The following is a 22,796-nucleotide window of genomic DNA, read 5'->3' as shown; positions in this document are numbered from 1 at the left end:
CGGCCAGTATCGCGTCAGACCTCGTGGTCCGCGGCGTGCGCCGACACCTTCTGCGCCTCGAACGCGGCCAGCCGCTCCCGCACCGCGCCCGTCACCAGGTCGTAGGCGTCGGAGTTGAGCAGCAACCGCAACGGTGGTGCGTCGGAGAGCGCGGCATTTATCACCGCGTTCGCGACGCCTGACTGACTGCCCGGCATGGACTCGACCGGCGGCGGTGACGTGTCCGCGGGACCGCCGCGGTAGGGCTCGCTGACCGGCACGCGCTGCGCGGACTCGTAGAAACTCGTGCGGACCATCCCGGGCTCGACCAGCACCGTGCTGATGCCGAACGGCGCGACCTCGGTGGCCAGCGCCTCGAAGTAGCCCTCCACACCCCACTTGGTGGCGTGGTAGATCGCGAAGCCGGGGAACGTGATGTGCCCGCCCATGCTCGACACCTGCACGAGCACCCCACCGCCCTGCGCGCGCAGCAGCGGCACGGCCCGGCGTGCGACCTGGATCGACGCGGTGAGGTTGGTGGCGATGGAGTCCTCGACCTGACGGTCGCTGAGGTCCTCGGCCGCGCCGAACACCCCGCTGCCCGCGTTAGACACCACCACGTCGACCCGCTCGTGGTCGGCGAACGCCTCGCCGAGCACCTGCTCGAGCTGTGCGGTGTCCGTGACGTCGAGAGCGCGGCGCCACAACCGGTCGCCGTACCGCTCCGCCAGGTCGTCGAGACGGCGGGGGTCGCGTGCCGTGGCGGCGACGCGGTGCCCCCGTTCGAGGACCTGCTCGACGAGCTCGCGGCCGATCCCCCTGGACGCTCCTGTGATGAACCATGTGGACATGCGTTCCACGCTAGGAACGCCGGGGCATGAGCACCAGCGATGGTTTCGCAGGCGAGCCATGCGGGCAACGCATGGCTCGCTACGGCGCGAGCCCCGGGTGGTCCTTCAACTGCCGTCGCGATGTCACCCCGAGCTTGGCGAAGATCGCCCGCAGGTGCGCGTCGACCGTCCGCTTGCTCACGAACAGCTGGCTCGCGACCTCGTTCGACGTCGCCCCCGACGCGACCAGCAGGGCGACGGCCACCTGTTGCCGCGTCAGGGTGTCGTGGGCCTGCACTGGCCGGTGCGCGACGCCGTGCCCGGCCAGGCGGAGTTCCGCGGCCGCGCGTGCGGCGAACGCGTCAGCGCCGGAGGTCGACAGCAGGTCGTGGGCCGTGCGGAGTTCGCGCACGCATTCCTCGCGTCCCTCGCGACGCAGCCAGGAGCCGTAGAGCAGGTGCGCGCGGCCCCGGTACGGGCGCAGCGGGCTGTCCGCGAGCGACTCGACGGCCTCCCTGTAGTCGTCCTCGGCGCCCGTCACGAGGCCTCGGGAGTAGGCGGTGACCCCGCGGCCGAGAGCGGTGCCGGTGGCCTGCGTGCGTTCGGTGAGCGCCTCCAGGGCCTGCGCCGCCTCCCCGGGCCGGTCGCAGCGGACCGCCGCCTCGACCAGCTCGGGCAGGGCCACGCCCGTGAGGAAGAGGTCGCCGTGGCCGGTCGCCGCCCTGGCCGCGGTCAGGGCGGCCTCGTGGTCGCCCACGCCGTTGTGCAGCAGCGCCGCGTTCCAGTGCAGGCTCGCCACGTGACCCGTTCCGCCGAAGCCCCGCAGGAGCTCCGCGGTCTCCTCGCGGCGGCCGCTCATCGCCGCGAGCAGGAGGCGGTGGTGCCGCAACGGGGGTTCGCCCACCGCGTCGGCGACGGCTTCCTCCTCGGCTGTCGCGGCCAGCGCCTCCGCCATGTCGCCGCACAACACCGCGCCGGTCGCCTTCTGCGCGAAGGCGAGTCTGAGCAGCAGCGGCGAACCCGACTCGCGGCCCGCCTTCAGCAGCCACTCGGCGATGGCGAACTGGGTGTCGAGGTCCCAGAGTTCCGTGCCGATCATCGATGCCAGCGCCGGCCGCCTGCTCCACAGGGCACCACTGTCGGAGTGCAGCACGGCGCGCAGCACCGGCACCGCCGCGCGGTACCCGTCCGACGCCCACGTGATCAGCGCGGACAGCAGGTCCGGCGTGCCCGGTTCCGGTGCCAGTGCACGGGCCGACGCCAGGACCTCCTCGACCACGCCACCGGCACGTCCGACGACGAAGCTCGTCTCGATGGCGTCGAGGAAGCACTCCCTCGCCTGGCCGGGTGCCGTCACGACGAGCCGTCGCGCCGCCCTCACCGTCCACACCGGACCGCTGTCGTCACCGGGGCGGGAGAAGGCGATCCGGGCCCGCAGCAGGTCGGCGCGAGCGTGCCGGGGCCCGTCCAGCAACGCGGTCTCGACGGTCGCGAGGAGGTCCGCAGCGCGGTCGACCGCACCCGCCTCGACGCATGCTTCCGCCGCGGCCAGTGCGCGTTCGGCGCGACGGCGTCCGTCCAGCGTCAGGGCGACCGCGCGGTCGAGGAACGCTGCCGCCGCCGCGACGCCTCCCCGTGACCGGGCCCGTGCCGCGCACTGCTCCAGGTCCGCGGCGACGGTGTCGTCCGGCCCGGCGCAGGCCTGCGCGCGGTGCCACGCCCGCCGGTCCGGCGCGGTGAGCGCGTCGGTGGCGTCGGCCAGAGCCGCGTGCACCGCACGGCGTTCGCCGCCGGACGCCGCGCGGTAGACGGCCGAGCGCGCGAGCGGGTGGCAGAAGCGGATCCGCGCGCCGAACTCGGCGAGCCCGGCGGCGTCGTCCACGGCCCCGCCGACGCCCAGCGCCTCGGCGGCGGGCCACAGCAGGCCGGGATCACCGGTGGGGTCGGCGCTCGCGATGGTCAGCAGCAGCCGGGCGTCGTCCGGGAGCCCGGCCAGCCGGGCGCGGAACCCCTCCTCGACCCGGGACGGCACCGAGTCCGGCACGGCGAAGCCGCCCGCGAGCGGCAGTTCGAGCAGCGCGAGCGGGTTGCCGTTCGCCTCGGCCACGAGCCGGTCGCGGACCCGGTCGTCGAGGGGGAACGGGTGCCGCGCGGCCAGCAGGGCCTTCGCGTCCCGGTCGCCCAGCCCGCCGACGTGCAGCCGCGGCAACGAACTCAGCGCGTCCACCGTGGACGGCGTGCGCACGGCGAGGAGCACGGCCACGGCGTCCGCTCCTGCCCGGCGGGCGAGGAACGCCATCGCCTGCGACGAGGCCGCGTCGAGCCACTGCGCGTCGTCGACCACGCACAGGACCGGCCGCCGCACCGACGTGAGCAGGTCGAGCACCGCCAGACCGACCTGGAACGGCCGCGGTGTCCCGCCCGCCAGGCCGAACGCGATCCGCAACGCCTCCCGGCGCGGTGCGGGCAGCGCGTCGAGGTGGCCGAGGACCGGCACGCACAGCTGGTGCAACGCGGAGTACGGCAGCTCCTGCTCGAACTCCGACCCGGTCGCCCGCAGCACCTCGAAGCCGGAGGCCGCGCCCACCGCGTGCTCCAGCAACGCGCTCTTGCCGATGCCCGCCTCACCGGTGAGCACGAGCGCACCACCACGGCTCTGGCGCGCGTGGCCGACGAGTTCGCCGACACGACGCGTCTCGCCGGCCCGGCCGATCATCGCCACGCCGTTCATTCTGACGGTCGAGGCGTCACGCGGTGCTCGCCGGTGCCTCCCGCCGGCCCTCGAGGAACCGGTGGACGATGAAGTACTCGGCGACCAGCACGTTGCCGAGCAGGGAAAGCCACGCGCTCGTGGTGTACACCTCCCGGTACTCGAGCCACGTCACCGAGTTCATCAGCGCGATCAGCGGCAGCTGGTAGAGCCGCAACGTCACGGCGGCGAACGTCAGCGCGTAGTTGCGGATCATCCAGATCCGGTGCATCCGCACCTCACGCCGCCGGATCGAGGTGTACGCCTTCGCGGCCGTGTGGAGCCAGGCCACGATCAGCACGAAGAAGGCGACCTGCAACGCGAACCCGCTCTTCGTGACCGCCGACGAGTACACGGCGGCGAGCGAGGCGACGACGACCGCGACCAGGTACACGCGGCCCGTCACCCGGTGCAGACGCGGGTAGCGCGTCCGCAGCCTCGGGATGAACTGCCACGGACCGGTGACGAGCGCGATGCCCGCGGGCACGGCGTGGATCACGAGGCTCGTGTAGTAGCCCGGCGTGATCCGGTCGAGGCCCGGCACGGTCGTGCCCCCGACGAGGTACGGGGGCACGAAGACGGCGGCGGTGGCGAGGGCGCCCAGGGCGAGCAGTCCCCACAGGAACCACCACCAGCGCTTTCCGGCGGTCCGCGACACGACTGCAGTGGACATGCGTGATCCCAACTCCCTGTGCGACGTGATCGGAGCGGACACGCAGGGCCGTCACCGCGCAGCACGGCGGGGGATGCGTTCCGCGGCTTGATCATCGACCCGGTCCCCGCCGGGCCGCATCGGCACAACATGCCTATTTCGCGGGTCCAGGATCATTCGGCGCACAGCGGGTACTCGGCCTGGATGCGCATCATGCGGGCGAGCAAACTCCCTGTTCACGACGTCGTCACGGGTCTGCGCGCCAGGTCCGTCAACTACGACCCCGACGAGATCCGCGGGTCGGCGTGGCACTTCGACCACCACAGGTTCGTCCTCGGCACCGATCCGCCGGGCCGCCCGCAGGAGGACTCGGTGTGGTGGCACGCCTACAAGGAGGTCGCCGCGTACGCGTTCACCCCAGCCGGCCTCCTGCGCGCCCACTACCGGCGCGAGGACCCGCTGCTCGGCAAGGACCTGCTGCTGGTGGGCAGGTTCGCGCTGGCCAGGTTCGTCATGGGCGTGCGGATCACCGAGACCGGGTTCGACGAGGACGGCGTGCGCTACTCGTGGGGCTGGAGCTACGAGACGCTGCAGGGGCACATCGAACGCGGCCGGGTCGACTACCGCGTCGTCAAGGACCTCGAGTCCGGCGTGGTCACGCTCGAGGTGAACAGCTACAACCAGGTCAACCCGCGCGCCCACCCGTTCATCCGGCTCGGCTGGTTCTTCTTCGGCAGGCGCGCCCAGCACCGGTTCTACACCTCGGTCGGCGAGAACCTCCGCCGACTGGCGCAGCAACCGCAGGTCACGGACACGCGCACGGGTGACGAGGACGTCGTCGAGGTGCCGCGGGACGCCGGTTCCGGCGGGGAACCGTTCTGGGCGATCGCGGTGCTCGACGGCGCCCGCGACCCGGACCCCGCGCATACCGGCCCCTAGCCCGGGTACACGCCCGCGACAGGAGTCCGAAGAGCGGGAACGAGGTTCGAGGTGAAGGTTGTGATCACCGGCGCGTCCGGCAACGTCGGCACCGGTCTGGTCCGCGCCCTGGCGGCGGACGGGGCCGAACACGAGGTCGTCGGCCTGTGCCGCCGTCCACCTGGGACGGTGGCGCCGTACGACTCGGTGACGTGGCGGAGCTGCGACCTCGCCTCCGACGACGCGCCGGACGTGCTCGACGACGTCCTGCGCGACGCCGACGCCGTGGTGCACCTGGCGTGGATGTTCCAGCCCGTTCGCGACGGAACCCGCATGCACCGCACGAACTTCAAGGGCACCGCCGCCGTGCTGAGGGCCGCCCGCCGCGCCGGCGTCCCGCACGTCGTGCACGTTTCGTCGATCGCGGTCTACGCTCCCGCACCGACGTCCACCGTGGACGAACAGGCCGCGACCACGGGGATCACCGGCTCCGCCTACGGCGAGGGCAAGAGCGAGGCCGAGGCGGAGGTCGCGCGCTTCACCGAGGAGAACCCGGAGATCGCGGTGGCGCTCGTCCGCCCGACGCTGGTGGCCCAGGCCGGCGCGTCCGCGAGCTTCCTCGCGCTGTTCCTCGACCCGCTGGTGCCCCGGCGGCTGTTCGGCCTGCTGCGGCGGGGCCGGATCCCGGTGCTGCCCCTGCCGTCCCCGCTGCGGGTGCAACTGGTGCACGCCGACGACGTCGGTGACGCGATCGTGCGGATCCTGCGCTCGCGCGCCCGCGGGCCGTTCAACGTCGCCGCGGACACGCTGGAGCTGGACGACCTGGCCTCCGCGGTGGGCGCCCGCGGACTGCCCGTCCCCGCGGGCGTCGTGAAGGCGGTGGTCGGCGTCCTGTGGCGGCTGCGGGCCCTGCGCATGTCACCGGGGTGGTTCGACGTGGGCACCAGGTCTCCGCTCATCGACACCACCCGGGCCCGCGAGGAGCTCGGCTGGGTGCCGCGCAAGTCCAGTGCGGACTGCGTGCGCGAACAGGCGGCCGGCATCGCCGACGGGACCGCGTGGCCCAGTCCCGCGTTGCGCAGGGACCGCTTCAGGACCGAGCCGCGCGGCTCCGTGCCGGTCCGCCTGGCGAAGCTCTGAGCTCCGGTCCTACTTGCCGGCCACCTGCAGGACCTCCTTCAGCACGGCGGGGTTGACCTTGTCGGGCCCACCCCAGACAGTGACCAGGCTCGCGGCCCGCACCGTGCTCACCTGACCAACGAGCACCCAATAGGTGCCGTAGACGCGGTCCTTGAACTCGACGGCGGGTCCGCTGGGCGGTGTGGTCTTGCTGAGCGGGGCGATCCGCGCCGCTTCCTCGTCACCCTCCTTCAACCCGGTCTCGAGAACGACGACCTGCTTGTGCGCGCACTTCATGATCGTGCCGGCTCGTAGGGACGGCATGGCTGGATCCTCCCCCTCGGTGCGTGACGAAAGCACTGTGGGGCAAGGAGGTCGACCGTTTGTCGATCAGATGTGGATCGGGAGAAGCGCTCCTGACCGGGCAGCACGGCCCGGCCAGGAGCACATCCGCTAACCGGCGTAGACCTCGAACTCGAAGATCCGCGCCGCGGTGTTGCCGTTGTTGGCCGGTGCGGTGACGTTGAGCCGGACGTAGGCAGGGAAGACAACGTTGTTAGCGCGCAGGCCGGCCCTTGGCGAGTAACGACAACGCGTCGCTGAGCAGTCGTCTCACGTGCGGGACGCCACTGGTGGTGGCGGTCCGGCACAGGCGACCGTTCGGCCGCAGACAGGCGGTGCGGGGTGGGGGTGGCAGCGTTGTTGGGGCGTGGGGCGTGGGGCGTGCCCGCCGACCCGCAGCTCACCAGCCGGCGAGGCGCCGCGACCCGGGCTGCCCGGCTCGCACCGAGCCGACCTCGGCTCCCTGTGCCTCCAGCCGTCACAGGTCCGCGAGCGGCACCCGGCTCACACCGAGCCGACTTCAGCCCCTGCGCCCGCTCTCACAGGTCCGCGAGCGGCACCGGCCGTCCCAGCAGGAACCCCTGCGCCTGGTCGCACCCCAGGGTCCGCAGGATCTCCAGCTGCTCGACCTGCTCGACTCCCTCCGCGATCACCGTCATGTCCACCGCGTGCGCCATCGCGATGATGCTCGTGACGATCGCCTCCGCCTCGTCGGACCGCCCCAGCCCCGCCGTGAACGACCGGTCGATCTTGAGCGTGTCCAGCGGCAGGGCGAGCAGCTGGGCGAGGGACGAGTAGCCGGTGCCGAAGTCGTCGATCGCCAGGCGCACGCCCAGTTCGCGCAGGGCGGCCAGGGTGCGGGCGGCCAGGGCCGGGTCGCGGGTGAGAGCGCTCTCGGTGATCTCCAGGCAGAGCGAGCTGGGGTCCAGGCCCGCCTGGTGGGTGGCGTGGCGGACCGCGGACACGAGCCACGGGTCGTCCAGCTGGCGGGCCGACAGGTTCACCGTCAGCTCGAGGCCCGGGGTCAGGTCGGCGATCTCGCGGGTGGCGGTGTGGAGCATGTGGGCGCCGACGATGTTGATCAGGTCGCTCTCCTCGGCCAGCGCGATGAACTCGCCGGGGGAGATGAGGCCGTAGCGCGGGTGCGTCCAGCGCAGCAGGCCCTCGACGGCGGTGCGCTCGTCGGTGCGGAGGTCGACGATCGGCTGGTAGGCGAGCCAGAGCTGGTCGGCCAGCGGGGCGGTGCGGAGGTCCTGTTCCAGCTGCAGGCGGCGCTGGATGCTGTCGCGCAGCTCGACGTCGAAGAACGCGATGCGGCCGCGGCCCCTCGTCTTCGCCTGGTACATCGCGAGGTCGGCGTCGCGCAGCAGGTCGGCGCCGCCGCGGGGGTCGCCCGGTTCGGCCAGGACGATGCCGACGCTCGCGTCGACGTGGAGCTGGCGGCCGTCCACCGAGATCGGGCGGTTGAGCTCGGCGCGCACGTGGTCGGCGAGGGCGGTCGCCTCGTCGGGGCCGGTGACGCCGTAGGCGATGACGGTGAACTCGTCGCCGCCCAGCCTGCCGACGACGTCACCGCGGCGGGCGCTGCGGCTCAGCCTCGTGCCGACCACGCGCAGGACCTCGTCGCCGGTGCTGTGGCCGAGGGAGTCGTTGATGACCTTGAACTTGTCCAGGTCGATGAACAGCACCGCGGTGAGACCCGACCGGTGGGTGCGGGCGGCGGGGCTGAGGCGGTTGATCGTCACCGTGCGGTTGCACAGGCCCGTCAACGCGTCGTGCGTCGCTTCGTGCTCCAGTTGGCTGTCGATCATGCGGCGTTCGGTGATGTCGGTGAACGACACGACCGTCGCGGACGGCAGCATGCCGTCCGGGGACAGGGCGCGGGCGCTCAGCGACAGCCAGACGTGGCTGCCGTCGGGGCGCAGCGAGCGCAGGATCCGGCCGTGCTGCGCTCTGCCGGTCGCGCGGGTGATGGCCGACGAGTACTCGTGCTGCGGCACGGGCTGGCCGGACTCGTCGTGCAGTTCGGCGAGCGACGCGGGCTGGCCGATGACCTCCTGCGCGCGCACGCCGAGGATGCGTTCGGCCGCGGGGTTGACGGACTCGACGAGGCCCGTGCTGCCGACGACGAGCACGCCCTCCTCGATGGCGGCGACGACCGCCGTGAAGTGGTGCTCGGCCCGCCTGCGCGCGGTCTCGTCCGCGCAGATCAGCACGTAGCCGTCGTCCATCCGGGCGGCGGACACCCGCATCGCCAGCGCGCTGCCGTCGGCGCGCCGGTGCACCGCGTCGACCCTGCCGCCCGCCTCCAGCACCGCGACCGGGTCCAGGGGCGCGCCCACGACGTCCGCGATGGGCCGTCCGATCGCCTCGATCGCACGCCGGCCGTAGACCTTCTCCGCGCTCCGGTTCCAGGCCGTCACGACGGCGTCGGAGGTGGTGGCGATCAGCGCGTCGCTCACGTGCTCGGCCAGGGCGGCCTGGTAGCGCAGCACCGCGGCGGCCGCCTTCTGCTCGGTGACGTCCCGCATGATCACCTGGAACGCGGGCCTGCCCTCCCAGGTCGTGCGCACCGAGACCGACTCGATGTCGGTGGTGCCGCCGTCGAACCGGACGAGCACGGCGTCGGACGGGTCGCTCGTCGCGCCGGGTTCGGTGAGCTTCGAGATCCGCCGCAGCATCTCCGGGGCCGAGTCCGGGTGCACGAAGTCGGTGATCGGCCGTCCGAGCAGGTCCGACTCGGAGCGCGCCCGCACGAACTGGACCGCCGCCGGGTTCGCGTACACGAGCAGCCCGGACTCGTGCACGACGATCGCCTCGGGGGCGAGGTCGACCAGCAGCCGGTAGCGGTCGGCCAGGTCGGCGAGCTCCTGCTGCTGGACGTGCCGCCGGGTCACGTCGGCGACGACGCCGACCAGGGCGCGTGAGGAGTCGTGGGTCGAGACGCGGGCGCGGAACTGCAGCCAGCGCATGCCGACCGGCGTGTCGAGGGACTGCTCCAGCTCGAAGTCCTGCCAGGCGGGGGCCGCCTTCGCGGCCACCGTCAGCGGCGCGATCAGCTCGGCCAAACGGGTGCGCACGATGCCCTGTTCGGCGCCGGGCACGCCGATCACGGCGTCGAGGCCGGGCTTCCAGCCGAGCCGGTCGGTGCCGAGGTCGAGCCACCACACGACGGCGGCGCCGACCGAGAGCGCGAGCTCGACCAGCAGCTCGTGGTCGAACTCGGCATCACCGATCAGGTCGCTCACGTCCTGGTTCCCCGATCCGACGTCTCCCGTGGACCGCGGTGGTGTGACCATCCGGAAGTCCTACTACACAGTCCACCGGAGCCGCATCCGTCTGGCGTGAACATGGTGTGCGGTTATATCGGGTCGCCGCGACCGGCCGATGATCAGGGCCCGCTCTGCCAGATCCACTGTGGACGATCTCGGTATTACCGAGAGTTGGTTTACACCGTTATCCTCACTCTAATGAGTGTCGACCCTCGGTATGGGGGGAGCTGGATATGGTCGCGCTTGGTATTGGAATCTGCGGAATCGGCGTGGTCAGCGCGTACGGGTGGAACCGCTCGTCGCTCTGGGAGGGGCTGCTCAGCGGCAAGCCCGCGGCGTCGATCGTCCCCGAACTGAGCCGGTTCCCCGGCGACACCGTCTGGGCCGCCTGCGTCGGCGAGGGCGGTGACCCGGCGGACGGGCCGAGCCGGTTCGCGCAGGCCATGCGCTCGGCGGCCAGGGAGGCCGTCGAGGACGCGGGCAGACGCGGGTGGACCCCCGGCCGCCGGGTCGGCCTGCTGCACGCGGTCGTGCTGGGCGAGGTCGACCTGTGGCGCGACTTCTACGTCACGCGCGGTGGCCGCCTGCCCGTGCACGACTACCTGGCGTTGATGCCGTCCACCCCCATGTCCACGTTCATGCAGGAGTACGGCTTCCACGGGCCCGCGATGAACGTCTCGGCGATGTGCGCGTCCGGCAACGCCGGGCTGATCACGGCCAAGGCGTGGCTCGACGCCGGGATCGTCGACGACGTGGTCTTCGTGGCGACCGATCTCTCCCTCACCCCCGAGAACGTCTCCCACTTCGTCCGGCTCGGCGTGGCGATCGTGGACGCGGAGCCGCTCGACGCCTGCCGCCCGTTCCAGGAGGGCAGCCGGGGGTTCGTGATGGGCGAGGCGTCGGTGGCGTTCGTCCTTTCGCGTGACGCGAAGAACCCCTACGCGCTCACGCTCGGCGGCGCGATGTCGCACGACGCGTACCACGTGACGTCCATCGACCCGGGGCTCGACCAGATCACCGCCTGCTTCACCGACGCCCTCGACAACGCGGCGGTGAGCGCCGCCGACGTCCGCTACCTCAACGCGCACGGACCGGGCACCGCCCAGTGCGACACGGCCGAGGCCGCCGTCCTCGAACAGCTCTTCGCCCCGGACACCGGCATCTACTCCGTCAAGCCGCTGACCGGGCACTGCCAGGGCGCGGCGTCGGCGATCGAGGTCGCCGTGACCGCCATGGCGTACGACAGCGGGGTCATCCCGGCGCCCCCGGTGGTCGCGTCCGGCCACCCGCGACTCCTCGACGGACCGACGCCGATGCGGGACGGTCTCACGATCAAGTCGTCGCTCGGCATGGGCGGCCACAACTCGGTGGTCGTGCTCGCGCCGCCCGCGTGACGTGCCGCCGTGGGTGGAGCCTGCTCCACCCACGATCCGGCAGCTGGGGGGATCTCGCGCGGTCCGCGTCATCACTAGCGTTCTGGCCATGACGAACTACGAGATCGACGCGAAGACCCGCCGCAACCGCACCCTCCTCTGGACCGCGCTGGCCGTGTTCGCGCTCGGCAACATGGGCGCGTCGTTCGCCGGCCTCACCGCGGTGGGCATCGCGTTCGGCGTCCTGACGCTGCTGTCCGGCACCGCTCTGGTCATGACCCGCCGCCGGCGCTGACCGGCGCACTCATGCCCACGACCGGCTCCCGGTCAAGGCAAAAGATGGCCGATATGTGCCACCCCGGCCACCTTGTCCGGACGGTCGGCCCAAATTAGCTTTGCAGTCCTCAAGCCCGAATTGCCTTCCGGCACAACGGTTGCCGGGCCTCGGAGGACTCAATGACGAGCACGGACGCGACACTGCTGTCGGTCCGGGGCGTGGTGAAGCGCTTTCCCGGCGTGACGGCCCTGGGAGGTGTGGACTTCGACGTCCGCGCGGGCGAGGTGCACTGCCTGCTCGGGCAGAACGGCGCGGGCAAGTCGACGTTGATCAAGGTCCTGTCCGGCGCGCACCGGCCGGACGAGGGCGAGATCCGCTGGCGCGGCGAGGTCGTGTCGTTCGGCAACCCGACCGCCGCGATGCGCAGCGGTGTGGCCGCCATCTACCAGGAGCTCGACCTCGTGTCGGGACTGTCGGTGGCGGACAACGTGTTCCTCGGCCACGAACTGTCCACGGCGGGCTTCACCCGGCGGTCGGACGCGCGGCGCAGAACGCGCGAGCTGCTGAAGAGGCTGGGGCACCCGGAGATCTCGCCCGACCGCGACGTCGGCCGGTTGTCCGTGGCGCACCAGCAGGTCGTCAGCATGGCGCGGGCGCTGTCGCTCGACGGGCAGCTGCTGATCATGGACGAGCCGTCGGCCGTGCTGGACCCGGACGAGGTGCGCGTGCTGTTCGGGATCATCAGGGAGCTCACCGCCCAGGGGGTGGCGGTGATCTACATCTCGCACCGGCTGGCCGAGATCAGGGAGATCGGCGACCGGGTGACCGTCCTCAAGGACGGCCGCACCGTCGCGACGGGCCTGCCCGCGCGCGAGGTCAAGACGCCGGACCTGATCGCGTTGATGACCGGCCGCGTGCTGGACAACGTGTTCCCGCAACGGAAACCGGTCGACCCGGCCGCGCCCGAGGTGCTGCGGGTGCGCGGGCTGACCGACGGCGACTTCGACCCGGTGGACCTCACGGTCCACGCGGGTGAGGTCGTCGGCCTCGCCGGGCTCGTGGGCTCCGGCCGGTCCGAGATCCTGGAAACCGTCTACGGCGCGCGGAAAGCGGCCGGGGGCACGGTCGAGGTCGACGGCAGGAAGCTGCGCCGGGGCAGCGTCGGCGCGGCCGTGCGCGCCGGGATGGGGCTGTGCCCGGAGGAGCGCAAGAGCCAGGGGCTGCTGCTCGACGAGGCCGTGTATCGCAACATCACCGTCTCGTCGATGTCGTCGTTCGCGAGGTTCGGCTTCCTCGACGACCGGGCCGAACGCGCCCGTGCCACCACCCTGACCGAGTCGCTGGACGTCCGGCCCGCCGGCGTCGACCGCGTGGTGCGCGGGCTGTCCGGCGGCAACCAGCAGAAGGTCGTGCTCGCGCGGTGGCTGCTGCGCGAGTGCCGCGTGCTGCTGCTCGACGAACCCACCCGCGGCGTCGACGTGGGCGCCCGCAGCGAGATCTACGAACTGGTCCGCGCGCTCGCGGACTCCGGCGTCGCCGTGGTCGTCGTGTCGAGCGACGTCGAGGAGGTCCTGGGGCTGGCCGACCGGGTCCTGGTGGTGCGCGAGGGCCGGGTGGTCCACGACGGCCCTGCCGACGAGATCGACGAGTCCCGGGTCCTCGACCTGGTCATGGAAGGACACGCCGCATGAGCGAGGACACCGCCGCCGTGCCCGCGCAGCAGACCCTGAAAGCACCGCCCGCCAAGGAGTCCGGGATCAAGGCCCTGCTCGGCTCCGCGGCCGGGCGCAACACCGGCCTCGTCGTCGCCCTGGTGCTGTTGTGCCTGGGCGGGGTGGTCACCGCGGGCGACCGGTTCGCCGACGTCGACAACGTGCTCACCATCCTGCGGCTCGCCGCGGTGATCGGTGTCGTGAGCGTCGGCATGACGTTCGTGATCACCGGCGGTGGCATCGACCTGTCGGTCGGCGCGATCGTCGCGCTGTCCTCGGTGTGGGCCACAACGCTCGCCACGCAAGGCATCGCGAACGACACGCACTGGATCGTCATCGTGTTCACCGCACTGCTGGTGGGTGGTGCGTGCGGCCTGGTCAACGGAGCGCTCATCGCCTACGGCAGGGTCGTGGCGTTCATCGCGACCCTGGCGAGCCTCGCCGCCGCCCGCGGCCTCGCCGAGATCATCTCCAACCGCAAGACGCAGATCGTGAACGTGCCCGGCTTCACCGCGTTCTTCGACGCATCGGTGCTGGGGGTACCGGTGCTCGTGGTGATCTTCGCGGTGGTCGCGGCCGGCGGGTGGGTGCTGCTCAACCGCACCACGTTCGGGCGCCGCACGTTCGCGGTCGGCGGCAACCCGGAGGCCGCGCGCCTCGCCGGCATCGACGTGCGGCGCCACACCGTGATGCTCTACACGCTCCTCGGCCTGTGCTGCGGCCTGGCCGCCGTGATGCTCATCGCCCGCACCACCACCGGGAGCGCCACCCACGGCGGTCTGTACGAGCTGGACGCGATCGCCGCGGTGGTCATCGGCGGCACGTTGCTCTCCGGCGGTCGCGGCACGATCGCGGGCACCGTCTTCGGCGTCCTGATCTTCACCACGCTGTCGAACGTCTTCACGCTCAACAACCTCTCCATCTCCGCCCAGGCCGTCGCGAAGGGGGCGATCATCGTCGTCGCCGTCCTCCTGCAGCAGCGGCTCGCCCGACGCAGCGGCGCTTGACGCCGCACCTCACGACCGCTGCCACCCGAGGAGACAAGAAACCCATGCAGTTCAAGAGAATCGCTGTGCTGGCCGCAGCGTCCGCACTCGTCCTCACCGCCTGCACCGGCAACACGCCCGAGCCCCAGGGCGGCGGCAACCAGGGCGGCGGGGTGAAGGTCGCCAACGACGAGCCGGGCAAGAAGGTCGTCATCGGCTTCTCCGCCCCGGCCGCCGACCACGGCTGGATGGCCGCGATCACCAACGCCGCCAAGGCCGAGGCCGGCAAGTACTCCGACGTCGAGCTGCGCGTCGTCGAGGGCACCAACGACGTCAACCTCCAGATCAGCCAGGTCGAGACGTTCATCAACGACAAGGTGAACGCGATCGTCCTGCTGCCGTTCGACGGCGCCGCGCTCACCCCGGTCGCGTTGAAGGCCATGAAGGCCGGCATCACCGTGATCAACGTCGACCGCCAGTTCGACAGCCCGTTCGCCGCGCGGTCCACGGTGCTGGGCGACAACTACGGCATGGGCGTCTCCGCCGGCACGTACGTCTGCGAGCGGCTCAAGGACAAGCCGGGCTCCGTGGTCGCGGAGATCGCCGGCATCGACTCGCTGCCGCTCACCCAGGACCGCAGCAAGGGCTTCGCCGAGGCGCTCGCGGGCTGCGGGTTGAAGGTCAACAACCGCGTCGCCGCCGAGTTCACCGTCGAGAGCGGGGAGCGGGCCGCCGCCAACCTGCTGCAGGCCGCACCGAAGATCGACGCGCTGTGGAACCACGACGACGACCAGGGCGTCGGCGTCACGGCCGCCATCAAGAACTCCGGCCGCAGCGAGTTCTTCATGGTCGGCGGCGCCGGATCGGCGAACGTCATGCGCGAGATCAAGGCGGACAACGGCCCGCACAAGGCGACCGTCATCTACCCGTCCACCCAGGGCGCGGACGGCATCCGGCTCGCCCGGCTCGCGGTGCAGGAGAAGAGCCTCGGCGACCTCGTCGAGGTGGAGATCCCGCGCCAGGTGCAGCTGTACGCCCCGGTCGTGACGAAGGACAACGTCGACCGCTACCTGCCGACCGCCTTCGAGTCCTAGGAGAGATCACGTGACGACGACGCCGTTGGGCATCGCGATGATCGGCCACGCCTTCATGGGAGCCGCGCACTCCCAGGCGTGGCGGGTCGCGCCGCGCTTCTTCGACCTCCCCGTGCACCCGGTGATGTCCGTGCTGGCCGGCCGCGACGCCGACCGGACCCGGGCGGCCGCCGAACGCCTCGGCTGGGCGGACTCGACGACCGACTGGAAGTCCGTGCTGGACCGCGACGACGTGCACGTGGTGGACATCTGCACGCCGGGCGACACGCACGCCGAGATCGCGGTCGCCGCCCTGGAGGCGGGCAAGCACGTGCTGTGCGAGAAGCCGATGGCCAACAGCGTCGACGAAGCGGTCGCCATGGCCGAGGCCGCCTCCCGCGCCGCCGAACGCGGTGTGCGCGCGATGGTCGGGTTCAGCTACCGCAGGGTGCCCGCCCTGGGCCTCGCCCGCGACCTGGTCGCGCAGGGCAGGCTCGGGCGGATCCACCACGTCCGCGCGCAGTACCTGCAGGACTGGATCGTCGACCCGGCCGCGCCGCTGTCCTGGCGGCTCGACAAGGACAAGGCCGGGTCCGGCGCGCTGGGCGACATCGGCGCGCACATCGTCGACGCGACCCAGTTCATCCTCGGTGACACCATCAGCGAGGTGATGGGGACGCTCGTGACGTTCGTGCCGGAGCGTCCGCTCGCGACCAGCCACTCCGGACTGTCCGGGACGGCCTCCGACGAGACCGGGCCGGTCACCGTGGACGACGCCGCGCTGTTCCTGGCGCGCTTCGGTTCCGGCGCGCTCGGCTCGTTCGAGGCCACGCGGTTCGCCAACGGCCGCAAGAACGCGCTGCGCATCGAGGTCAACGGCTCGGCGGGCAGCCTCGCGTTCGACTTCGAGGACATGAACGTGCTGGAGTTCTTCGACGGCACGGAGGATCCGGCGGTGTCGGGGTTCCGCCGGATCCTCGTCACCGAACCGCAGCACCCGTACGTCGGCGCCTGGTGGCCCGCCGGGCACGGGCTGGGTTACGAGCACGCGTTCACGCACCAGGCCGTCGACCTCGTGCGGGCGATCGCGGAGGGCACCGACCCCACGCCGACGTTCGCCGACGGGCTCCAGGTGCAGCGCGTCCTCGCGGCCGTCGAGGGCAGCGCGTCGTCCGGCACGTGGCAGCAGGTCTGAGGGAGGATCAGGGAGATGGCACGTCCGATCACGTTGTTCACGGGCCAGTGGGCCGACCTGCCGTTCGAGGAGGTCTGCCGCCTGGCCTCGGGCTGGGGCTACGACGGCCTGGAGATCGCCTGCTGGGGCGACCACCTCGACCCGTGGCGCGCGGCGGAGGACGACGACTACGTCGCGGACCGGCTCGCGATCCTCGCCAAGCACGACCTGAAGGTGTGGACGATCTCCAACCACCTCACCGGCCAGGCCGTCTGCGACGACCCGATCGACGAGCGGCACCAGGGCATCCTGTCCGCCCGCAACTGGGGTGACGGGGACCCGGAGGGCGTGCGGCAGCGCGCGGCCGAGGAGATGAAGGCGACCGCGCGGGCGGCGGCTCGGTTGGGCGTCGACACCGTCGTCGGCTTCACCGGCTCGTCGATCTGGAAGACCGTCGCCATGTTCCCGCCCGCGCCCCAGTCGATGATCGACGCCGGGTACCAGGACTTCGCCGACCGCTGGAACCCGATCCTCGACGTGTTCGACGAGGTCGGCGTCCGGTTCGCGCACGAGGTGCACCCGTCCGAGATCGCCTACGACTACTGGACGACCGTGCGCGCGTTGGAGGCCATCGGGCACCGGCCCGCGTTCGGCCTCAACTGGGACCCGTCGCACTTCGTGTGGCAGGACCTCGACCCGGTCGGGTTCCTGTGGGACTTCCGCGACCGGATCTACCACGTCGACTGCAAGGACGCCCGCCGTCAGGTCGGCAACGGCCGCAACGGCCGGATGGGCTCGCACCTGGCGTGGGCGGACCCGCGGCGCGGCTGGGACTTCGTCTCCACCGGACGTGGTGACGTGCCGTGGGAGCAGTCGTTCCGGATGCTCAACACGATCGGCTACACCGGGCCCATCAGCGTCGAGTGGGAGGACGCGGGCATGGACCGGCTCGTCGGGGCGCCCGAGGCCATCGAGTTCATCCGCCGCAACGCCTTCGACCCGCCGTCGGCCTCGTTCGACGCCGCGTTCAGCTCGGGCGGCTGACACCGGCCGTTGTGCACGGCCTTTTGGAACCGATGTGACAATTGTTCGATGGAGAGCACCTTGGGTGTCGAGGCGGGATCGCCGGCCGCTGTGCTGCGCTTGTTGATGGACGGCAGCCCGCGCACCCGAGCGGAGATCGTGGCCGCGACCGGCCTCGCCCGGTCCACGGTGCGCGCCAGGCTGGACCTGCTCGTGGCCGCCGGGCTGGTGAGCGACAGCGGCACGGGGGAGTCCACTGGCGGGCGTCCCGCGGGCCGCTTCGGGTTCAACCCCACCGCCCACCTCGTGCTGGCCGCCGAGGTGGGCGCCACGCACGCCACGGTCGCCGTGTCGGACCTGGCGTGCCGGCTGCTCTCCGTCGAACAGGTCGAGCTGGACGTGGCGGATGGGCCCGAGGTGATCCTGCCGCTGCTCGTCGCGACCTGGCGCTCGATGCTGCCGGTGGTCGAACCCGCGGAGATCGCGGGCGTCGGCATCGGCCTGCCCGGCCCGGTCGAGCACTCCACGGGCCGCCCGAACAACCCGCCGATCATGCCGGGCTGGGACGGGTTCGACGTGCCCGCGGCGATCGAGGCGGAGTTCGGCGTGCCCGTGCTCGTCGACAACGAGGTCAACCTGATGGCGCTGGGCGAGCACACGGCCTCGCACCCGGACGTGCGGCACATGATCGTCGTGAAGGCCGCCACCGGCATCGGCGCGGGTCTGATCAGCAACGGCGTCCTGCACCGCGGTGCCGCGGGCGCGGCGGGCGACCTCGGGCACATCCGCGTGCCCCAGGGGGCCGAGGTGCTGTGCCGGTGCGGCAACACCGAGTGCCTGGAGGCGGTCGCCGCCGGTCCCGCCCTCGCGGCGAAGCTGCGCGGCCTCGGCCACCCCGCGCACTCGACGGCCGACGTCGTCAACCTGGTCCGGTCGGGGAACCTCGAGGCCGGCCGCGTCGTGCGGCAGGCGGGCAGGGACATCGGCGAGGTGCTCGCCGGCTGCGTGAGCATGTTCAACCCGTCGCTCGTCGTCATCGGCGGGCTGCTGGCGGAGGCGGGGGAGATGCTGCTGGCGGGCGTGCGCGAGTCGATCTACCGCCGTTCGCTGCCCCTGGCCACGGAGAACCTGCGGATCGTCGCGTCGGGCGCCGGGGTCACGGCCGGGGCGCTGGGCGCGGCGGCAATGGTGGTGCGGCACGTGCTGTCGCCGGAGGTCCTGGACGCACGGCTGGGCGCCGTCGCCGCCGGTGTTTCCGCAGGAGAGATGGTGTCGTCGCACGCGACGTAGGCGTGCTTGGTCAGAGCTTCTCGAAGGCCCTCGTGCGGTGCGCACGGGGGCCTTCGCGCGTCTGTCTCGCAGTAACGGCGGGGCACATCCGTAAGTCACGGGCTTTGTGACCTCAACGTGCCCGACTTTTGATTGACTGCCGCCAATAGTCGGACATACCGTCGTCATATGGCTGTGACCCGCACGACATTGGGAGTGGCCTCGGTCCCGGCGCCGCGTCCCAGCGCAGATCACGCGGTCTCCGTGGGCAGCGAGCCCACGGTGGCGACGCAGCACCTGCTGCGGCTCATGCGCACCGGCGCGACCGACCGCGCGATCGCCCGTGAGCTGGACGTCAGCCTGCGCACGCTGAACCGGCGCATCGCACGCCTGCAGTCGATGCTCGGCGTGCAGTCGCGGTTCCAGCTCGGGGTGCTGGCGGCGGAGCTGGAGTGGCTCGCGGTGGAGTGAGGGTCAGTCCTCGTCCGCCACGGGGTCGTTCCCGAGTGCGAGGTCCAGCAGGTCGCCGAGCTGGTCGAGCTGCTCGGCCGTCAGCGCGCTGAACGACGACCGCACGACCCGTTCCGCGAGCACCTGACCCTCGTTCAGCAGCCGGGCGCCCTCCTCGGTGAGCCGGTGCCGCACCGCCCGGCCGGGGCCGGGGACCCGTTCGATGAGCCCGCGCTCGGCCATGCGCACCGCCAGCGACCCGAACGACTGGTCGGTCTGGAACGTCAGCACGGCGAGGTCGTGCAGTGAGGCATCGGGCTGGCGCTGCAGGTGGCGCAGGGTGTCCCATTGCACGAGGGACAGCCCGAGCGGGGCGAGCGCCTGGCTCATCGCCCGGTGGTGGCGGTGCTGGAGGCGCTTCACGGCGAGTCCGACTTCGGCTGGGTGGTGCTTCACGGCACCAGCTTAACCAACGATGCTTAGATAAGCATCCTTATGTCGCCGCACGTGCCGGAACCGTCACCGCATTGGCAGTGCTTTCGACCGGCTTCCGCACACCGTCCGACCGCGGGATTTGTAGGCTGTCGACACGTGCATCCGGCGGAACCAGCAGCCGTCGGCACGCGTCGGTTCGAACGGGACAACGCGCTCGGGACACGGAGACGATGACGGAAGAGACGTTCGGGCCGTACCGGATCGAGGAACTCCTCGGTCGCGGCGGGATGGGCGAGGTGCACCGGGCCTACGACACGACGCACGACCGCATCGTGGCGCTCAAACGCCTCTCGCCCGGCTACCACGACGACGAGGACTACCGGGCCCGCTTCCGCCGCGAGGCGCGGATCGTCGCACGGCTGCGCGAGCCGCACGTCATCCCGATCCACGCCTACGGCGAGATCGACGACCGCCTCTACCTCGACATGCGCCTGGTCGAGGGCTCCGACCTGTCGGACCTGATCAACGGCCGGACCCTCGACCCGGCGCGAGCCGTCCGCATCGTCGAGCAGGTGGCGAGCGCCCTCGACGCCGCCCACGCCGACGGCCTCGTGCACCGCGACGTCAAGCCGTCCAACATCCTCGTGGCCGCCGGCGACTTCGTGTACCTGGTCGACTTCGGCATCGCCCGCAGCTCCTCCCCGGCCGCCACCAGCCTGACCGCCTCGGGTTCGGTGGTCGGCACCCTCGACTACATGGCCCCGGAACGCTTCGAGAGCGGCCCGGTCGACGGCCGCGCCGACGTGTACGCCCTGGCCTGCGTCCTGTTCGCGTGCCTGGCGGGCCGCCGCCCGTTCACCGCGGAGGGCACCGCCGCCCAGATCTGGGCGCACATGAAGGAGGAGCCGCCCAAGGCGTCGCCGCTGAACCCCTCCGTGCCGCCGGCGCTGGACGGCGTGATCGCGAAGGGCATGGCGAAGAGCCCGGACGACCGGTACGCGAGTGCGGGGGAGTTCGCCCGGGCTGCGGCTCAGGCGCTGACGGGGTCGGCTGCGGCCGTGGGGATGGCCGGGGCGGGGCTGGTCGGCCCCGCAACGCCGCCGGCCGGGGTGGCCGGAGTGGCCGGGCCTGCGACGCCGCCGGGTGGGGCGGCGGGACCGGCTGGTCCCGCGACGCCGCCGGGTGGGCAGCCCATGCCTGGTGGCGCAGGGGCAGCGGGTGGGCAGCCCATGCCGGGTGCCGCAGGGGCAGCGGGTGGGCAGCCCGCGTCTGGTGCCGCTGCGGTCGTGGGTGGGCAGGCAGCTCCGGGCGCCGCTGTGGCGCACGGCGGGCCTGGCGCACCGGGCGTCGGCGTGGCACCTGCTGGTAACGCCGGTCAGGTCCGTCCCCTCACCCCTCAGACACCACCCGCCGGCCAGGCGGCGCACGCCACACCACCCGGCGGCTGGCCGCGGGCCGCCGCCGCGGGTCCGCTCGGCTCCGCGCAGTTCCCGAGGCCGACCACACCCCAGCAGGGACCGCCGCCCTTCCACACCGGCCCCCAGCCCGTGCACCCCCAGCCCTACCCGCCGAACCGCCCCCGCACCACCTCCCCGGCCAGGCGCGCGGCCCTCGTCGGCGGCGTCATCGCGGTCGTGGCCGGGATCGTCGCCACCGCCCTGATCATCGGCAACCGCGAGAACACCCTCGGCTCCGGCACCTCGACCAGCACCACGACCACCCCGTCCAGCACGTCGAGCACGTCGAGCGCGCCGCCGACCACCACCACGACCCGGTCGCCGCAGGACGACGCGTTGCTGGCCGCGCTGCCGGGCGTCTTCAAGACCGCCGTCAACTCCTGCGTGCCCGTCAAGCCCGACAACGGGCCGGTCGCCGCCGTCCGGTGCACCAGGGCGAACGGTCCCGACGACGACATCTACGCGAAACCGGCCGAGTCCGAGTTCCGGCTGTTCGCCGACCGGGCGGCGCAGGACGCGTACTTCCTGGGTCTGGTGACGAGCCGGGGGATTCCGCGCATGGACGACCGCGGCGGGTGCCGGCCCAAGGTCGACGTCATCCACTACGCGCTCTACTACCGCAACACCGCCGGGCCGTTGCCCGGCGAGTTCACCACGTGCTTCATCGCCGACGGCAACGCCCAGGTGTGGTGGGTCGACAGCAAGACGCTCACGATCGGCGTGTTGAAGAGGCCTGGCGACATCAACGTCCTCGACAAGCTCGACCTGTGGTGGAACTCGATGATCCTGTCGAACTCCAACTAGGGACCCGTGAAGTTCACCCGCAGCGCGTACACCGAGCTCGACGCGGTGATGAACAGGTCGTTGCGCCGCGGTCCGCCGAAGGTCAGGTTGGAGCAGACCTCGGGTATCCGCAGCTTGCCGATGCGGGTGCCGTCCGGCGCGAAGCAGTGCAGGCCGTCGTGCGCCGCGGCCCAGAGACGCCCGGTCGCGTCGACGCGGATGCCGTCGTAGCCGCCGTTGTCGGCGACGGCGAAGACCTCACCGCCGGTGAGCGTGCCCCCGGAGACCCGGAAGACCCTGATGTGGCTGGGGTCCGCGCCCGTGTCGGTGACGTACAGCAGTGACTCGTCCAGGGAGAACGCGAGGCCGTTCGGGCGGTCGAAGTCGTCCGCCACGACCGTCACCGCACCGTCGGACGGGTCGGCGCGGTAGACGTGGCACCCGCCGATCTCGCTGGGAGCCTGGTGTCCCTCGTAGTCGCTGTCGATGCCGTAGCTGGGGTCGGTGAACCAGATCGCGCCGTCCGACGACTCGACGACGTCGTTGGGGCTGTTGAACCTCTTGCCCTGGAAAGTCTCCGCGATGACGGTGGTCGAGCCGTCGTGCTCGGTGCGGGTCACGCGCCGGTTGCCGTGCTCGCAGCTGACGAGCCTGCCCTGCCGGTCGACCGTGTGTCCGTTGTGGAATCCGGCCGGGTCGCGGAAGACGCCGACGACGCCGGTGGTCTCGTCCCAGCGCAGCACGCGGTCGTTCGGGATGTCGCTGAACACCAGGTAGCGGCCGGCGGGGAAGTACGCGGGGCCCTCCGTCCACCGGCAGCCGGTGTGCAGGCGCTGGATCCACTCGTCGCCGTTGACACGCGCGAACCGCTCGTCCAGGACGACGAACTCCGCCTTGACCTCGTCCATGACCACTCCCGGAAG

General features: G+C 72.0%; 19 protein-coding genes. 12 read left to right on the top strand and 7 right to left on the bottom strand.

The features are described from left to right. Positions 1 to 14: 14 nt before the first annotated feature. The 3 genes from BMY74_RS19975 to BMY74_RS19965 all read right to left on the bottom strand — a co-directional run bounded on the left by BMY74_RS19975 (position 15) and on the right by BMY74_RS19965 (position 4,231). On the bottom strand, positions 15 to 830 hold the full coding sequence (locus BMY74_RS19975) for an SDR family oxidoreductase (RefSeq protein ID WP_089918078.1): 816 nt from the start codon (positions 828 to 830) through the stop codon (positions 15 to 17). A gap of 79 nt (positions 831 to 909) precedes the next feature. Then, positions 910 to 3,525 (bottom strand): AAA family ATPase, encoded by a 2,616-nt coding sequence (locus BMY74_RS19970; protein ID WP_342717462.1) that lies wholly within the window; start codon positions 3,523 to 3,525, stop codon positions 910 to 912. 31 nt (positions 3,526 to 3,556) lie between these two features. Next, complete coding sequence (locus tag BMY74_RS19965) at positions 3,557 to 4,231, bottom strand: DUF2306 domain-containing protein (RefSeq protein ID WP_089918074.1); 675 nt, start codon at positions 4,229 to 4,231, stop codon at positions 3,557 to 3,559. 183 nt (positions 4,232 to 4,414) lie between these two features. Between BMY74_RS19965 and BMY74_RS19960 the strand changes: the two genes are divergently transcribed. Both BMY74_RS19960 and BMY74_RS19955 read left to right on the top strand, forming a co-directional pair. Beyond that, positions 4,415 to 5,149, top strand: coding sequence for a DUF1990 family protein (locus BMY74_RS19960; RefSeq protein ID WP_177229830.1), 735 nt, complete (start codon positions 4,415 to 4,417; stop codon positions 5,147 to 5,149). Between the two features lie 51 nt (positions 5,150 to 5,200). Beyond that, the gene (locus BMY74_RS19955) at positions 5,201 to 6,268 is read left to right on the top strand and encodes an NAD-dependent epimerase/dehydratase family protein (RefSeq protein ID WP_089918070.1); all 1,068 of its coding nucleotides are present in this window, start codon (positions 5,201 to 5,203) and stop codon (positions 6,266 to 6,268) included. 9 nt (positions 6,269 to 6,277) lie between these two features. Here the strand turns inward: BMY74_RS19955 and BMY74_RS19950 are convergent, their stop codons facing one another. Then, positions 6,278 to 6,571: a hypothetical protein gene (locus BMY74_RS19950; RefSeq protein ID WP_143091632.1), complete on the bottom strand. Its 294-nt coding sequence runs from the start codon at positions 6,569 to 6,571 to the stop codon at positions 6,278 to 6,280. Between the two features lie 557 nt (positions 6,572 to 7,128). After that, positions 7,129 to 9,888 carry a sensor domain-containing protein gene (locus BMY74_RS19945; RefSeq protein ID WP_089918067.1) on the bottom strand — a complete coding sequence of 920 codons (2,760 nt, stop codon included), beginning with the start codon at positions 9,886 to 9,888 and terminating at the stop codon, positions 7,129 to 7,131. Between the two features lie 206 nt (positions 9,889 to 10,094). On the opposite strand from BMY74_RS19945, the gene BMY74_RS19940 reads away from it, so the two are divergent. From BMY74_RS19940 to BMY74_RS19900, 9 genes are all read left to right on the top strand, one after another. Beyond that, positions 10,095 to 11,255 (top strand): beta-ketoacyl synthase N-terminal-like domain-containing protein, encoded by a 1,161-nt coding sequence (locus BMY74_RS19940; RefSeq protein ID WP_089918066.1) that lies wholly within the window; start codon positions 10,095 to 10,097, stop codon positions 11,253 to 11,255. A gap of 88 nt (positions 11,256 to 11,343) precedes the next feature. Further along, positions 11,344 to 11,529 carry a hypothetical protein gene (locus tag BMY74_RS19935; RefSeq protein WP_089918064.1) on the top strand — a complete coding sequence of 62 codons (186 nt, stop codon included), beginning with the start codon at positions 11,344 to 11,346 and terminating at the stop codon, positions 11,527 to 11,529. A 161-nt stretch (positions 11,530 to 11,690) separates the two neighbouring features. Further along, positions 11,691 to 13,202, top strand: a complete 1,512-nt coding sequence (locus BMY74_RS19930) for a sugar ABC transporter ATP-binding protein (RefSeq protein WP_089918062.1) — start codon at positions 11,691 to 11,693, stop codon at positions 13,200 to 13,202. After that, positions 13,199 to 14,230 carry an ABC transporter permease gene (locus tag BMY74_RS19925; RefSeq protein WP_089918059.1) on the top strand — a complete coding sequence of 344 codons (1,032 nt, stop codon included), beginning with the start codon at positions 13,199 to 13,201 and terminating at the stop codon, positions 14,228 to 14,230. The genes BMY74_RS19930 and BMY74_RS19925 overlap by 4 nt, the downstream gene beginning before the upstream one ends. A 44-nt stretch (positions 14,231 to 14,274) precedes the next feature. Continuing rightward, entirely contained in the window at positions 14,275 to 15,303 is a 1,029-nt protein-coding gene (locus BMY74_RS19920; protein ID WP_089918056.1) for a substrate-binding domain-containing protein, read from the top strand. A 37-nt stretch (positions 15,304 to 15,340) separates the two neighbouring features. Beyond that, complete coding sequence (locus BMY74_RS19915) at positions 15,341 to 16,477, top strand: Gfo/Idh/MocA family protein (RefSeq protein WP_089918313.1); 1,137 nt, start codon at positions 15,341 to 15,343, stop codon at positions 16,475 to 16,477. A gap of 15 nt (positions 16,478 to 16,492) precedes the next feature. Beyond that, positions 16,493 to 17,500 carry a sugar phosphate isomerase/epimerase family protein gene (locus BMY74_RS19910; protein ID WP_089918053.1) on the top strand — a complete coding sequence of 336 codons (1,008 nt, stop codon included), beginning with the start codon at positions 16,493 to 16,495 and terminating at the stop codon, positions 17,498 to 17,500. A 48-nt stretch (positions 17,501 to 17,548) separates the two neighbouring features. After that, entirely contained in the window at positions 17,549 to 18,769 is a 1,221-nt protein-coding gene (locus tag BMY74_RS19905) for an ROK family transcriptional regulator (protein ID WP_089918051.1), read from the top strand. A 168-nt stretch (positions 18,770 to 18,937) separates the two neighbouring features. Beyond that, positions 18,938 to 19,219 carry a LuxR C-terminal-related transcriptional regulator gene (locus BMY74_RS19900; protein ID WP_089918049.1) on the top strand — a complete coding sequence of 94 codons (282 nt, stop codon included), beginning with the start codon at positions 18,938 to 18,940 and terminating at the stop codon, positions 19,217 to 19,219. Positions 19,220 to 19,222: 3 nt separating this feature from the next. Here the strand turns inward: BMY74_RS19900 and BMY74_RS19895 are convergent, their stop codons facing one another. Continuing rightward, a complete protein-coding gene (locus tag BMY74_RS19895; RefSeq protein WP_089918047.1) occupies positions 19,223 to 19,654 on the bottom strand; it encodes a MarR family winged helix-turn-helix transcriptional regulator in 432 nt (143 codons plus the stop codon). Positions 19,655 to 19,863: 209 nt separating this feature from the next. Here BMY74_RS19895 and BMY74_RS46665 point away from each other — a divergent pair, with 209 nt between their 5' ends. Continuing rightward, entirely contained in the window at positions 19,864 to 21,894 is a 2,031-nt protein-coding gene (locus tag BMY74_RS46665; RefSeq protein ID WP_089918046.1) for a serine/threonine-protein kinase, read from the top strand. On the opposite strand, the gene BMY74_RS19885 is transcribed toward BMY74_RS46665, so the two are convergent. Continuing rightward, complete coding sequence (locus BMY74_RS19885; RefSeq protein ID WP_089918311.1) at positions 21,891 to 22,781, bottom strand: SMP-30/gluconolactonase/LRE family protein; 891 nt, start codon at positions 22,779 to 22,781, stop codon at positions 21,891 to 21,893. The genes BMY74_RS46665 and BMY74_RS19885 overlap by 4 nt on opposite strands. Positions 22,782 to 22,796: the final 15 nt, after the last annotated feature.

The sequence above is a fragment of the Lentzea albida genome (genome assembly GCF_900111005.1).
Lineage (GTDB): Bacteria > Actinomycetota > Actinomycetes > Mycobacteriales > Pseudonocardiaceae > Lentzea > Lentzea albida.
The sequence above is the reverse complement of the archived record's forward strand: the minus strand, read 5'-3'. Positions and strand labels throughout refer to the sequence as shown.

What these genes read in the sequence shown, in the direction of transcription:
- BMY74_RS19975 (WP_089918078.1), bottom strand. Translation starts at nt 830, where the DNA reads ATGTCCACATGGTTCATCACAGGAGCGTCCAGGGGGATCGGCCGCGAG.
- BMY74_RS19970 (WP_342717462.1), bottom strand. Translation starts at nt 3,525, where the DNA reads ATGATCGGCCGGGCCGGCGAGACGCGTCGTGTCGGCGAACTCGTCGGC.
- BMY74_RS19965 (WP_089918074.1), bottom strand. Translation starts at nt 4,231, where the DNA reads ATGTCCACTGCAGTCGTGTCGCGGACCGCCGGAAAGCGCTGGTGGTGG.
- BMY74_RS19960 (WP_177229830.1), top strand. Translation starts at nt 4,415, where the DNA reads ATGCGCATCATGCGGGCGAGCAAACTCCCTGTTCACGACGTCGTCACG.
- BMY74_RS19950 (WP_143091632.1), bottom strand. Translation starts at nt 6,571, where the DNA reads ATGCCGTCCCTACGAGCCGGCACGATCATGAAGTGCGCGCACAAGCAG.
- BMY74_RS19945 (WP_089918067.1), bottom strand. Translation starts at nt 9,888, where the DNA reads ATGGTCACACCACCGCGGTCCACGGGAGACGTCGGATCGGGGAACCAG.
- BMY74_RS19940 (WP_089918066.1), top strand. Translation starts at nt 10,095, where the DNA reads ATGGTCGCGCTTGGTATTGGAATCTGCGGAATCGGCGTGGTCAGCGCG.
- BMY74_RS19935 (WP_089918064.1), top strand. Translation starts at nt 11,344, where the DNA reads ATGACGAACTACGAGATCGACGCGAAGACCCGCCGCAACCGCACCCTC.
- BMY74_RS19930 (WP_089918062.1), top strand. Translation starts at nt 11,691, where the DNA reads ATGACGAGCACGGACGCGACACTGCTGTCGGTCCGGGGCGTGGTGAAG.
- BMY74_RS19925 (WP_089918059.1), top strand. Translation starts at nt 13,199, where the DNA reads ATGAGCGAGGACACCGCCGCCGTGCCCGCGCAGCAGACCCTGAAAGCA.
- BMY74_RS19920 (WP_089918056.1), top strand. Translation starts at nt 14,275, where the DNA reads ATGCAGTTCAAGAGAATCGCTGTGCTGGCCGCAGCGTCCGCACTCGTC.
- BMY74_RS19915 (WP_089918313.1), top strand. Translation starts at nt 15,341, where the DNA reads ATGATCGGCCACGCCTTCATGGGAGCCGCGCACTCCCAGGCGTGGCGG.
- BMY74_RS19910 (WP_089918053.1), top strand. Translation starts at nt 16,493, where the DNA reads ATGGCACGTCCGATCACGTTGTTCACGGGCCAGTGGGCCGACCTGCCG.
- BMY74_RS19905 (WP_089918051.1), top strand. Translation starts at nt 17,549, where the DNA reads ATGGAGAGCACCTTGGGTGTCGAGGCGGGATCGCCGGCCGCTGTGCTG.
- BMY74_RS19900 (WP_089918049.1), top strand. Translation starts at nt 18,938, where the DNA reads ATGGCTGTGACCCGCACGACATTGGGAGTGGCCTCGGTCCCGGCGCCG.
- BMY74_RS46665 (WP_089918046.1), top strand. Translation starts at nt 19,864, where the DNA reads ATGACGGAAGAGACGTTCGGGCCGTACCGGATCGAGGAACTCCTCGGT.
- BMY74_RS19885 (WP_089918311.1), bottom strand. Translation starts at nt 22,781, where the DNA reads ATGGACGAGGTCAAGGCGGAGTTCGTCGTCCTGGACGAGCGGTTCGCG.